At 62.0% G+C, this 11,882-nt stretch carries 13 protein-coding genes; 3 read left to right on the top strand and 10 right to left on the bottom strand.

The features are described from left to right. Positions 1-14 precede the first annotated feature (14 nt). Complete coding sequence (locus D2V07_RS02645; protein ID WP_119584435.1) at positions 15-455, top strand: DUF1801 domain-containing protein; 441 nt, start codon at positions 15-17, stop codon at positions 453-455. A gap of 12 nt (positions 456-467) precedes the next feature. On the opposite strand, the gene D2V07_RS02640 is transcribed toward D2V07_RS02645, so the two are convergent. The 5 genes from D2V07_RS02640 to D2V07_RS02620 all read right to left on the bottom strand — a co-directional run bounded on the left by D2V07_RS02640 (position 468) and on the right by D2V07_RS02620 (position 5,310). Beyond that, positions 468-1,208: a molybdopterin-dependent oxidoreductase gene (locus D2V07_RS02640; RefSeq protein ID WP_119584877.1), complete on the bottom strand. Its 741-nt coding sequence runs from the start codon at positions 1,206-1,208 to the stop codon at positions 468-470. Next, positions 1,208-1,882 (bottom strand): cytochrome b/b6 domain-containing protein, encoded by a 675-nt coding sequence (locus tag D2V07_RS02635; protein ID WP_119584434.1) that lies wholly within the window; start codon positions 1,880-1,882, stop codon positions 1,208-1,210. Before D2V07_RS02635 ends, D2V07_RS02640 begins: the two co-directional genes overlap by 1 nt. Then, positions 1,882-2,640: an SDR family oxidoreductase gene (locus D2V07_RS02630; RefSeq protein WP_119584433.1), complete on the bottom strand. Its 759-nt coding sequence runs from the start codon at positions 2,638-2,640 to the stop codon at positions 1,882-1,884. The genes D2V07_RS02635 and D2V07_RS02630 overlap by 1 nt, the downstream gene beginning before the upstream one ends. Before the next feature lie 100 nt (positions 2,641-2,740). Then, positions 2,741-4,798, bottom strand: a complete 2,058-nt coding sequence (locus tag D2V07_RS02625; RefSeq protein WP_119584432.1) for an NAD(+) synthase — start codon at positions 4,796-4,798, stop codon at positions 2,741-2,743. After that, the gene (locus tag D2V07_RS02620) at positions 4,795-5,310 is read right to left on the bottom strand and encodes a CinA family protein (RefSeq protein WP_119584431.1); all 516 of its coding nucleotides are present in this window, start codon (positions 5,308-5,310) and stop codon (positions 4,795-4,797) included. Before D2V07_RS02620 ends, D2V07_RS02625 begins: the two co-directional genes overlap by 4 nt. Before the next feature lie 121 nt (positions 5,311-5,431). Here D2V07_RS02620 and D2V07_RS02615 point away from each other — a divergent pair, with 121 nt between their 5' ends. Further along, on the top strand, positions 5,432-6,661 hold the full coding sequence (locus tag D2V07_RS02615; RefSeq protein ID WP_119584430.1) for an APC family permease: 1,230 nt from the start codon (positions 5,432-5,434) through the stop codon (positions 6,659-6,661). A gap of 67 nt (positions 6,662-6,728) precedes the next feature. Here the strand turns inward: D2V07_RS02615 and D2V07_RS02610 are convergent, their stop codons facing one another. From D2V07_RS02610 to rlmN, 4 genes are all read right to left on the bottom strand, one after another. Further along, positions 6,729-7,163, bottom strand: coding sequence for a glycine zipper 2TM domain-containing protein (locus D2V07_RS02610; protein ID WP_119584875.1), 435 nt, complete (start codon positions 7,161-7,163; stop codon positions 6,729-6,731). A gap of 126 nt (positions 7,164-7,289) precedes the next feature. After that, positions 7,290-7,883, bottom strand: coding sequence for a class I SAM-dependent methyltransferase (locus D2V07_RS02605; protein ID WP_119584429.1), 594 nt, complete (start codon positions 7,881-7,883; stop codon positions 7,290-7,292). Next, a complete protein-coding gene (locus D2V07_RS02600) occupies positions 7,880-8,896 on the bottom strand; it encodes a septation protein IspZ (protein WP_119584428.1) in 1,017 nt (338 codons plus the stop codon). Before D2V07_RS02600 ends, D2V07_RS02605 begins: the two co-directional genes overlap by 4 nt. Before the next feature lie 9 nt (positions 8,897-8,905). Next, a complete protein-coding gene (rlmN, locus tag D2V07_RS02595; protein WP_119584427.1) occupies positions 8,906-10,150 on the bottom strand; it encodes a 23S rRNA (adenine(2503)-C(2))-methyltransferase RlmN in 1,245 nt (414 codons plus the stop codon). Between the two features lie 368 nt (positions 10,151-10,518). Between rlmN and D2V07_RS02590 the strand changes: the two genes are divergently transcribed. Next, positions 10,519-11,205, top strand: coding sequence for an outer membrane protein (locus tag D2V07_RS02590; protein ID WP_119584426.1), 687 nt, complete (start codon positions 10,519-10,521; stop codon positions 11,203-11,205). Positions 11,206-11,267: 62 nt separating this feature from the next. Here the strand turns inward: D2V07_RS02590 and D2V07_RS02585 are convergent, their stop codons facing one another. Beyond that, a complete protein-coding gene (locus D2V07_RS02585) occupies positions 11,268-11,756 on the bottom strand; it encodes an invasion associated locus B family protein (protein ID WP_119584425.1) in 489 nt (162 codons plus the stop codon). Positions 11,757-11,882: the final 126 nt, after the last annotated feature.

Raw genomic sequence — 11,882 nt, 5'->3', positions numbered from 1 at the left:
TAGGTTTCGTGGTCATGAGCGCGAACCAGACCCAGCCGACGCAGATCAGTGTGCAGACGTTCCTCGACGGGATCGATCACGAGCGCAAACGCGATGAAGCGCGCCACTTGGATGCGCTGTTCCGCCGCGTCACTGGGAAGGAGCCGGTCATTTGGGGGCCGTCGATGATCGGCTATGGCCAGTATCACTACAAGTACGACAGTGGCCGGGAAGGGGATTTCCTGCGCACCGGGTTCTCTCCGCGCAAGGCGAAGCATTCGCTATATCTGATGGGGGGCTATTGCGACGAAGCTACAGGCAGAAAGAACGACGAACTGCTGGCGCGGCTCGGCAAGTATTCGAAGGGCGCGAGCTGCCTTTATGTCAACAAGCTGGCAGACGTAGACCTAGACGTGCTCGAAGAACTGGCTCGCCTCAACTGGGACGCCATGAACCGGGTCTATCCGCCTGGCTGACGGAAAGCGCCGTCAGATCCCGGCATACCATTGGTAGCCGCGATCCTCCCAATATCCGCCATTCCCCCCTTCGATATCGTCAAGGCTGGCTACCGCTTCGATACCGGTCAGGTACTTGGCATGTTTGTAGCCAAGCTGGCGTTCAATCCGCAGGCGCAGGGGAGCACCGTTCTTCACCGGCAGCGCTTCGCCATTCAGGCGATGGGCAATGATCGTTTGCGGATGGAAGGCATCGTCCATGTCGCAGCTTTCGTAATAGTCCCCGCCGTTCAGTTTGTCGGCGCAGCGGAATACGATGAAGTTAGCTTCCGGCTGGACGCCTGCTGCCTCCAGGATGGTGGAAAGCTGCGGGCCGGTCCATTCACCGATGGCGCTCCAGCCTTCCACGCAATCGTGGCGGGTGATCTGGATTCGTTGGGGCAGGGCGCGAATATCCTGCAGGGATAGTGCGCCCGGATTATCCACGAGACCACCGACGGACAGTTGCCAGTTGGCAAAGCCCTGCGCCTCCGCCTCGCGATAGGCTTCGGTATCGACTGAAAGACTGCCGTTGCCGCGAAAATAGGGTGAGAGATCGGAACGGCTATATTCCGGGGCCATCGCAATGCGACCACCGCCCAGCGTGCGGTGCAGGCCGCGGTGCCACCCTTGCGCCCCTTCCACCACCTTGCCGAACCAGTCCGAATTGCCGATTTCGTTGCAGCCGGCCACGAAGGCCGCGAACCCCGCGACGAGGAAATTGCGACGCTGCATCATTCCTTCCCTCCGGTAATCATGTCCCTGATCTGCTCGATCGGTCCCGAAGCCAGCACCAGCAGCACGTGGACGACGAAAAAGGCGAACAGCCCCCATGCGGCCAGGAAATGGATCGAACGTGCGCTCTGTCTGCCGCCGAACACGTCGGTCAACCATGGCCAGGCGGCCTCCATGCCGGGGCTCATCGCCATGCCGGTGAAGATCATCAGCGGGATAAGGACCAGGATGGTCCCGGCATAGGCGATCTTTTGCAGGATGTTGTACTTGCCTTCGCCGTGATCGAAATTGAATTTCAGGTGTTCCCTGACGTCGCGCCAGATGTTCGCAGGCTTCCATTCGCGTGCGCGGGCAAAGATGTCGCGTTTCATGTGACCGTTGGCAAAGGCCAGGATCATGAAGGCGAGCAGGGAAAACCCGAAGACCAGGGCGAAGACCACGTGCCAATCGCGCGCCGTCGCCAAGCTGTAATAGTCGGGAATCGTGGCCCAGCCGGGGAAACGCGGAACTTCCAGCCAAGCCTGTTCCGGGGCGAAGCCGCTGTCGCCCCAATAGAGCCTTCGGTGCGCGTTCGAAATATTCAGTCCGCTCATGAAGAGTATGATCACGCTGATGGCGTTGATCCAGTGCCAGATACGCGTGGACAGCGCGTGGCGTTTTCCCGGCTTTTCCATCAATCGCTGCCTTCTCTTGCAAGATAGATCACATCGCGCGGCTGGTTCAGCAGGTGCTGGCCGGAATCGACGTAGAGTGACTGTCCGCTGGCAAGCGTTCCCTCTGCAAGGAACAGCGCGGCGTCGGCCACTTCGTCAGGCTGGGTATGGCGTTCCAGGAGATTCAGCCGATGCGAGCGTTGCGCTTCCTCGCTGCTCTGATCGTGACTGGGCAGGATCGCACCGGGCGCAAGGGTGTAAACGCGGTCTTCGCCATCGTGCGCCATCGCCAGCATCCGCGCGGCAATGTCGGCTGCGGCCTTGCTCATCGTATAGCTGAAGAAGTCCGGGTTGAGGTTGGCAAGCTTCTGGTCCGTCACCTGCACCACGCGGCGGCCGGCCCGGCTGCGCGCATTGGCGAAAAAGGCTTGCGCCAGCAGGGCCGGAGAGGCGGCATTGATCTGCATGGCCCGCCGGTTCGTCTCGATATCGATCGCGGTTACGTCGTCGGGATCGAAAATAGACGCGGAGTTGATGAGGCAGCGCCAGTCGTCCAGTTCAGCGGCCAGGTTGCGCACCATGCCTTGCGCTGCCTCTGTATCGAGAAGGTCGCACTGCGCCACCTGTGCGCTGGGCAGATCGGCAGCGAGTTTCTGCGCCGCTTCTAGCGAATTGTTGCAATGGATGACGACATGCCAGCCGGCCTTCGCAAAACGCCGGCTGAATGCCGCGCCTACGCGTTTTGCGCCGCCGGTTACGAGGACTGCCTTGCGCGTCATCGCTCAGCAGAGAGGACCGTGATGGGAAGATGTCTCATTCCGCAAGGTTAGAGCCTGCGGCTGGTGAGACAAGCAGGCTTTTGGTGCCGGTCTTTGCGCTTCATTCCGGCAGCTTCTCGTGCAGGTCGGCCAGCCATACATCGGCCACAGCATCGCTGGGCGCGCGCCAGTCCCCTCGCGGAGACAGGGCGCCGCCACCGCTGACTTTCGGTCCGTTGGGCAATGCGCTGCGCTTGAACTGGCTGAACTGGAAAAAGCGCTTGGCAAAATTTTCCAGCCACTTGCGGATGGCGGGCAGGTCGTAAGCGTTCTTCAGCGCATCGGGAAAGGCATGCGGCCACATCCCGTGGTCGATATCGCGCCACGCATGCCAGCACAGGAAGGCAATGTGGCTGGGCGACTGGCCATAGCGGATCGTGTGATGGAGGAAGAAGTCGTTCAACTCGTAGGGGCCGATAATGCTCTGGGTACTCTGGATTTCGCCGGTCGAATCGGCGGGCACGAGTTCGGGGCTGATCTCTGTATTCAGCACGGCTTCCAGCACTTCGTCGCTACCGGGATCGAACTGCCTGCTGCTGACGGTCCAACGGATCAGGTACTGGATCAGTGTCTTGGGCACGCCCGCGTTCACAGCATAGTGGCTCATCTGGTCGCCCGCCCCGTAGGTGCACCATCCCAGCGCCAGCTCGCTGAGATCACCCGTGCCGATCACGAAGCCTTTGTGATGGCCTGCGAGGCGAAACAGGTAATCGGTGCGCAGGCCAGCCTGAACGTTCTCGAACGTCACATCGTATACCGGTTCGCCATCGGCGAAGGGGTGACCCATATCGGTCAGCATCTGCCGGGCCGCGGGCCTTATGTCGATCTCCTCCGCCGTGCAGCCGAATGCCTTCATCAGCTTCCACGCGTTGGATTTCGTTTCGTCCGAGGTCGCGAAACCCGGCATCGTGTAGGCGCGAATGGTGGAGCGGGGCAAGCCAAGCGTGTCGCACGCCTTGGCGGCCACGATCAGCGCGTGGGTGGAATCGAGCCCGCCCGATATGCCGATCACAAGGCACTCTGATTGCGTCGCCTTCATGCGCCGCATCAGTGCATCGACCTGGATGTTGAACGCTTCGTAGGCGTCCTGGTCCAGCATGTCCTGCCGGTTGGGCACGAAGGGAAAGCGGCGGATCGGTCGGCGAAGGCCGATGTCGCCCTGGTAGTAAAGGTGATCGAAACCGATGGTGCGATAAGTGTCCTCGGGTCGCCCGGCATCTTCGGCCGCATCGTTGAACGTGCCCATGCGCATCCGCTCGTTCAGGATACGGCGGGTATCGACGTCGGTCACGCACAGTTCGGGCTCCAGCTCGAAACGCACGCTCTCCACCATCAGGTCGCCCAGTTCGTAGACCATGCCCTGGCCGTCCCACGAAAGGTCCGTCGTGCTCTCGCCGAAACCGCTGGCGGAATAGGCGTAGGCGCAGACCCCGCGGCTGGAACTGGCGCGACTGAGAAGGTGGCGTTCGTCCGACTTGCCGATCGTGATGTTGCTGGCGGAAAGGTTTAACACGATCGTGGCCCCCGCCAGCGCCGCCATCGTGCCTGGCTGGATGGGGCTCCAGAAGTCCTCGCAAATCTCGATGCCAAAGGTGAAGCCGGGCAGGTTCTGGCCAGCGAAAATCAGATCGACGCCGAAAGGCACTTCGGCGCCGTTGACCGGAATCCACAGGTCGCGGCAGTTGTTACCGCGCGCGAACCAGCGCTTTTCGTAGAACTCGCGATAGTTGGGCAGGTAGCTCTTGGGCACAACGCCCAGCACCTCGCCATGGGCGATCACCACCGCGCAGTTGTAGATACGGCCGTTGCGGCGCAGCGGCGCGCCGATCACCAGCACCGGCGTCAGGTCTTCGCTAGCCTCGCGGATAGCCTCGATATGGGCCTCCACGCTTTCCAGCAGGGCGGCCTGGATGTGCAGGTCGTCGAGCGCGTAGGAGGACAGGCACATCTCCGGATACAGCAGCAGGTCGACGTGCTGCTCGTGCGCCATCTGTGCCTGCTCGATTATCGCCCTTGCATTATAGGCAACATCCGCAGTGCGAACCCTTGGCGTGCTGGTGGCAACGCGCACGAACCCGTGCGTATGCATGTCGAAAAAGGGGTGCGTCTCGGCACTCATGCGCCGATTTCCCGGGCCATGAGGTCAAGCGCTGTATCGAGGGCCGCGATCCGCACACCCTGGCGGCCCTGGGGGCCGAAATGACATTCCTTGTGATTCATTGTGCCACCCTTGCTGCAACAGGCCAAATGGACAAGCCCTTCCTCGCCATCATCATCGTCTCCCGGTGGACCGGCGAAGCCGGTAATCGACAGGGCCAAATGCGCCTCACCGCGATCGAGCGCACCCCGTGCCATTGCTATGGCCACCTCGCGGCTGACCGCGCCGCAATCATCCACCATGGCTCGGTCGAGGCCCAGGAGGTCGCACTTGGCCTGATCGGAATAGACGACGAAGCCGCGCTCGAAGATATGGCTGCAACCGGGGATATCGGTAAGCAGGGCAGCCAGCAGGCCACCTGTACAACTCTCGGCTACCGCGATCGGCATCTCAGCATCGCATGCCTTTTGCAGTACCTTGCGGGCCTTGTCCTGCAATTCATGCGGCAAGGCCGGACCAAGCGTTTCGACCATCAGTTTTCTCCAGCACCCAAAAGTTGGCGTTTAACGAAAAGCCGACCGTCGGGGTTCCTTCAGGAGGAGGAACTGCCGCGCGCGCAGCCCATTGGAAACGGAGAAGGAAGGGGAATCGTACATGGCACTTCAACGCTCCATGGGGCTGGGCAATCTCATTTTCTACGGTACCGGCACCATCCTTGGCGCGGGTATTTTCGTGGTCATCGGCGAGGTCATGGGAAAGGCCGGGCCGGGTGCGCCGCTGGCCTATGCCGTCGCTGGGCTGGTAGCGGTGTTCACCGCGCTATCGTTTGCGGAAATCGGTGCGCGCATACCCACTGCCGGCGGCGCGATCGACTACGTGGAGGAAGCTTTCGGCACCGCGTACAAGTTGCCCTCCGTTGCAGGGTACATGCTGATTGTCGCCAACATCGTCTCAGGCGCGACCATTGCGACGGGTTTTGTCAGCTACCTCGGCAGTTTCATGGATGTGCCGCACTGGCTTGCGACGCTGGGCATCGTCGGATTGGTGGGCGGCATTTCCATCGCCGGGATGAGGCAGAGCGCGTGGTTCATGACCATAACGACCGCTCTCGGCCTCGTCACACTGGTCGCAATCCTCTGGCTGGCGCGTGACGGGCTGATGGCGTGGCCGGGCAAACTGGCCAGCGGCGAGGCCTTTTCCGGCAGCCAGGCGTGGAGCGGGATCCTGGCAGGCGCGTTCCTTGCGATCTATTCCTTCATCGGCTTCGGCGACATGGCACAGACGGCGGAGGAACTGAAAGAGCCGAAACGCAACCTGCCGCGCGGCATCGTGGTGACCATCGTGATCGTTTTCGTATTCTACCTCGCCATCGCGGCGGCGCTTGGCGGGCGCGACGACATTGCCGACATCGCCGCAGCAGACGCCCCGCTGGTCTATGCCGCAGTGCAGGGCGAGGGAACGCTCCAGACGGTACTGGTGATCGCCAGCCTGCTCGTGATCGTGAACGGTGCGCTGACCCAGGTGGTTGCCGCCAGCCGCCTGCTGATGGACATGGGCCGGGACAGGCGAGGCGGCATGCCGGGATGGATGGGACGCGTGAACGAGACGACGGATACCCCCGTCGTGTCCACGCTGTTGGCTACCGGCATCGTGCTGGCGCTTGCCCTCTTCATTCCGCTGGGCACACTGGCCAGTGGCACGAGCCTGGCAATCCTGATCGTTTTCGCGATGGTCAATGCTGCGCTCTGGCAACTCAAGAGGCGAATCCAGCCGGACGATGTGCCGAACCTCTGGAAAGCCGTGCCGATCCTCGGGCTGACGTTCTGCGTGCTGACTATTGCGGGGCAGGTAATCCTTTGGACGACCGGCCTAGGCGGAGGCTGAACAAGAAACGCCGCCGTTCCGGAAAACAGGAACGGCGGCGTCTTCCAAATCAGCCTTGGCTCAGGCGTTAGCGGCAGCGTGCGCTACCCCGGTCGATTTCGCGGCCGAGCACTGCACCCAGCGCGGCGCCAAGCAGTGTTCCGACGGTGCGGTCACCGCGGGTATCGATAGTGCGTCCGACCAGTGCGCCACCGGCAGCACCGATAATCAGGCCGGTCGTCCCGTTCTCGCGCTCGCAGTAATAGCGGCCATCGCGGCCCTGCCACACGCGGTCGCCACGGCTCACGCGGCGCGGTTCGTAATAGCGGCCACGGTCGTCATACACGCGGTGGCGACGCTGGTCGCGGCGATCATAACGGTCATGCCGGTCGTAACGGTCATGACGGTCGTTGTCGCGGTAGCCGTGCGCGGGGGCCCAGGAGGGCGGTCCATGCTGTGCAACAGCAGGGGCGGCGGGAATGGCCAGCGAGGCGGCGGCGATTGCAAGAAGTGTCTTTTTCATGGGCTTTACCTTTCCGATTCGACATCGCTCGGGTGTCTGAGAGCCCTTTTCGTTCATGAAGGTGATACCGAAGATGAACGGCTTGTTGGGTTTTGTAATTTGCGACGAGCCGTTTTCGATCATGGTTCAGTCGAGCTTGCGCGCCGTTATGGCGATCCAGTCGCGAACGGTGCCGTCGGCGCCGCTGCCTTCCCATATCTCGGTCGAGACTATGTCGAACCCGGCCTCCCGGTAAGCGGAGACTATCCACTCTGGGTCGGGGAAATTGTGCAGGCGGCCCAGAAGGCAGCGCCCTTCCTCGTCCCCTAGCTTGAAGCTCGCATAGTGCCACCCGCCAAAGCGCAGGGCGCGAAATATCCGCGCCAGCATGGCGGGCACCTGCGCGCGCGGTACGTGCAGCAGGCAGGCATGCGCCCAGATCGCGTCATAGGCCAGTTCCGCATCCAGATCTTCGAAGAGCATGACCCGCGCAGCGAGATCGAACCGCTCGTTCGCCTTGCGCACCATGGCCGGTGTGCCGTCGGTGGCATCGATGGCGAAGCCGCGTTCTGCCATGCGCGCCGCGTCCCGTCCTCCGCCGCAGCCCAGTTCGAGCACGCGGGCTCCGGGTTGGAGGCGATCGAGAAAGGAATCGAGGTGCCGCGAAGGTGCCTGCCCGAAGCTCAACGTGTAGTGCGGCGCGCTGCGCTGATAGAAGGCGAGGGTGGCTTCGTCGCTCATTCAGGCTGCATAGGTGCACGGTAGCGTGGCGCGACATCCCGCAGCATTTCACCGCGAGCGAAGCGGAATACCACCAGTACCAGCCCCACGGTCAGCACGAAATCGGCGAAGGTGGAATAGAACAGCCAGAAATCGGTCGAGGTGTAGAGTGCGACGACAAGGTTGGCTCCGGCCATTACCGCACCCATCAGGCCCATGCCAATGCCCAGCCGCGCAACGTCGATGTCGCCATAGGGAAGATACCGCTTCAGACGGTTGGCGAGCCTTTGGCCGCCCGTCACGCCGTCGCCGAAGAACAAGGCTGCGGTGAGCAGTCCGATTGCAGTGGTGCGGTACTTCACCGCCTCGTCGCTCTGGAACATGAAAGCGAGGCCCGCCGATACCAGCATCATGACGATGCCGAACATTGCCAGCCCGCCCAGCAGGTCAACCTTCGTCATTCGCTGGGCTATCAGGAGGACGATGCCTGCGCCCGCGCCTACAAGGGCAGCCGTCGTCAGATCGGTAAGCTTTGCGACAGCGAAGAAGAGCAGGCCCAGCGCGATATCGACGGCCAGCGGCACCTTGTTCCGCTTCCACGCCTCCGGGTCGTAACCGTTGCTGGTTTGCTCGGCCATGCTGTGGTTCCAGGCATCGCGCACGGCGCTTCCGAAGGTTTCGCCCTTCATTGCCAGGGCCTGTTCGCGGTACTTTTCGGGATAGGCGATAGTGCGACCGGGATGGCTTTCATGCACGACAGCGCCGTCACGCAGCACCCGGATACCGACATTTACTGCGCTGATGTAACCGGCCTCGACTTCAAACTGCGAACCATCGGGCAGGGCGTGCGAGAGAAGGTGATTGCGCACAGCCTCCGTACCTCCGATGGGCGTGGCATCTCTTGCCACGATCTCGTCGCCCACCCGCAGTTCTGACGCAAGGCCATCGCTTCGCGCGCGGACCGTGACCCGGCAGGAAAAACCATCGAGAGTGAAGGGGCGGCGATAGCGCCAGAATGTCGTCCCCCTACCCATCGAAGCCGCTCAGCCCGCCTGGACCGCCGCTTCTGCTTCCTCGCGATCACGCTGCGCACGGCTTTTCTTCTCGGCAGTCGTTTTCAACTGACCGCAAGCCGCATCGATATCGCGACCGCGCGGGGTGCGCACGGGGGCGGAGATGCCGCCTTCGAACACGATGTCGGAAAAGCGCTTGATGCGTTCGGGCGTGGAGCACTCGTAAACCGCGCCGGGCCACGGGTTGAACGGGATCAGGTTTACCTTCGCCGGCAGCTTGTAAGCTTTGAGCAGGCGGACCAGTTCGCGTGCGTCTTCGTCGCTGTCGTTCTTGTCTTTCAGCATCACGTATTCAAACGTGATGCGCCGGGCGTTGCTGGCACCGGGGTAGTCGGCGCAGGCCTGCAGCAGCTCTTCCAGCCCGTACTTCTTGTTGATCGGCACGATCTCGTCGCGCACGTCCTTCGATACCGCGTGGAGGGAGACTGCGAGGTTCACGCCGATCTCTTCGCCGCAACGCGCCATCGCGGGCACCACGCCGCTGGTCGACAGTGTGATGCGGCGCTTCGACAGGGCCAGCCCGTCGCCATCCATCACCAGTTGCAACGCGTCGCGCACGTTGTCGAAATTGTAGAGCGGTTCGCCCATGCCCATCATGACGATATTGGTGAGCAGGCGGCCATCGGCAGTATACTCCGCTTCGCCCTCGTCACCCAGATCGTCCATCCGGCCCTTGGGCCATTCGCCAAGGCTATCGCGCGCCAGCATGACCTGGCCCACGATCTCGCCCGGCGTCAGGTTGCGCACCAGTCGCATGGTGCCGGTGTGGCAGAAACGGCAATTGAGCGTACAGCCGACCTGACTGGAAACGCACAGCGTCCCGCGGTCCGCATCGGGGATAAAGACCATTTCGAACTCGTGCCCGTCGCTGGTCTTCAGCAGCCACTTGCGCGTTCCGTCGGTGGAGTGCTGGGCCTCCACCACGTCCGGGCGGCCGATCACGAAGCGTTCGGCCAGCCACGGGCGCATGGTCTTGGCGATGTCTGTCATCGCCTCGAAATCGGTGACGCCACGATGGTAGAGCCAGTGGAACACCTGCTTTGCACGCAGCTTGGCCTGACGCTTGTCGAGGCCAGCACCTTCGAACAGGGCGGTGATATCCTTCTTCGGCAGACCGATCAGGTCCACGCGTCCATCCTCGCGCGGCGTGATGTCACGCGCGACGGGAACCGGATCAACCTGTCCGGGAATGCTCATCAGTGTCGTATCGGCCATGGGAGGCAGCGATATAGGGATAAGCGCGCGCTTTGGGAAGCGGGCGCAGTTTTCCCGGTTCCCGATGGAATCTCGCTACCCACCGATGAGTCGGGAGATTTGAACGATAAGCCGGGAAACTCGCAAGATTTCACGCTGATCTGAGACCGTTAAGGGATGAAGCGTGAAAGATTGCTTCGTCTTGCAGGCCACAGCGAAACGTTCCCGTCGTTCATCGAACGAATATGGCGGTTCATCGAGCAATATTGTTGCGGAAAAACCACACCTCCGTTGTTGTGCAGGGTTAATGAAACGAAGCCTGCAGGTGCTTCATTCTGGTGGTCCAAGCGCGGACGAAAACCGCGCTCCAAGTGAATGGAGTAATAAAAATGAAAAAGGGTATCGCACTTATTCTCGCATCGGCTTCGGCAACGGCTCTGGCCATTCCTGCCGCCGCACAGGACAACTCGGCGTTCACCGGTCCGCGCATCGAAGGCATCGCCGGGTATGACATCAGCAAGGCCGGCAGCGATGTCGACAACGAGTTCAACGATGAGGACGACCAGTCGATCGACGGACTGCTTTATGGTGTCGGCGTTGGTTACGACGTAGCTGTAGGCGGCATCGTGCTGGGCGCGGAAGCGGAGCTGTCCAAGTCCACCGCCGATACGGAAATCGTCGATGGCGACCTGGAAGACCTCGGCTTTGGCGCGCAGCTCGATACGGGCCGTGACATCTATGTCGGCGCGCGCGCCGGTATCCTGGCCGGTGATAACATGCTGCTTTACGTGAAGGGCGGCTACACCAACGCGCGTTACAACCTGCTGGCCGACGATGGCACGACCGAGCTTGAAACGAACCTGGACCTCGACGGCTACCGCGTGGGCGCCGGTGCCGAATACGCCATGAGCGAGAATACCTTCGTAAAGCTGGAATACCGCTATTCCAACTATAGCGAAGGCGAATTCGACTTCAACGACGATGACTTCTTCGATGATGACACCGGCGAAAGCGACCGCTTCGACGCCGATCTTGACCGTCACCAGGTCGCCGTAGGGTTCGGCCTGCGCTTCTAAGGCGCGTCACGATTGACCTGAAGAGGGCCGGCGGGAGCGATCCCGCCGGCCCTTTTTCATGTCTATCGCCGAGCAGCGCAGCCGACGCGGGCGGCATCGATGGCCGTGGCAGCGCCTTCCAGCGAATAGCGGTCGGTAAACCGGTTGCCGCGATTGTCCGTCGCGCTGATGGTCATGCGGCTGGCGGCGCGCATGGCCGTGCGGATCGCGGCATCGTCCCCAGCGCCGGTCGCCCAGGCGTCACCGCCGCCGCCGGCCAGGTCGAAACGCTGTCCACCAATAGCCAGGCGCAGGCGCGGACTGGATGACAATTCGCGGCTCAGCCGGAAATGGACCTGCCCGCGGACTTGCCGTTCGGGCCATATCCCCACGCTGGCGAAGGGATCGAAGTCGCGGCGATCCCGCCCAGTCTCTGCCGCTGCGATGGCGTAGCATCGCGGCACCGCGGGATCGCGAAATGCGCCCCATTGCCCGAACACGCCAAGGCTGTCTTTCGCCATGACGGGGTATGCCAGGGCCAGCAGGGCAACCGTGATCAAGATGCGCTTCATACCTATTATATAGGCGCCTTTTCCCCGGCGATGGAATCCCGAAAATCGTACCATCCGAATCCGGTTTTTCTGGAATTTTCGCGGGATTTCTGCGATATGAATGGAACGGGAAGGGGCATCCGGAAA

Origin of the sequence: Aurantiacibacter zhengii (genome assembly GCF_003584125.1) — a bacterium.
In the GTDB taxonomy this organism is placed as follows: Bacteria; Pseudomonadota; Alphaproteobacteria; order Sphingomonadales; family Sphingomonadaceae; genus Alteraurantiacibacter; species Alteraurantiacibacter zhengii.
The sequence above is the reverse complement of the archived record's forward strand: the minus strand, read 5'-3'. Positions and strand labels throughout refer to the sequence as shown.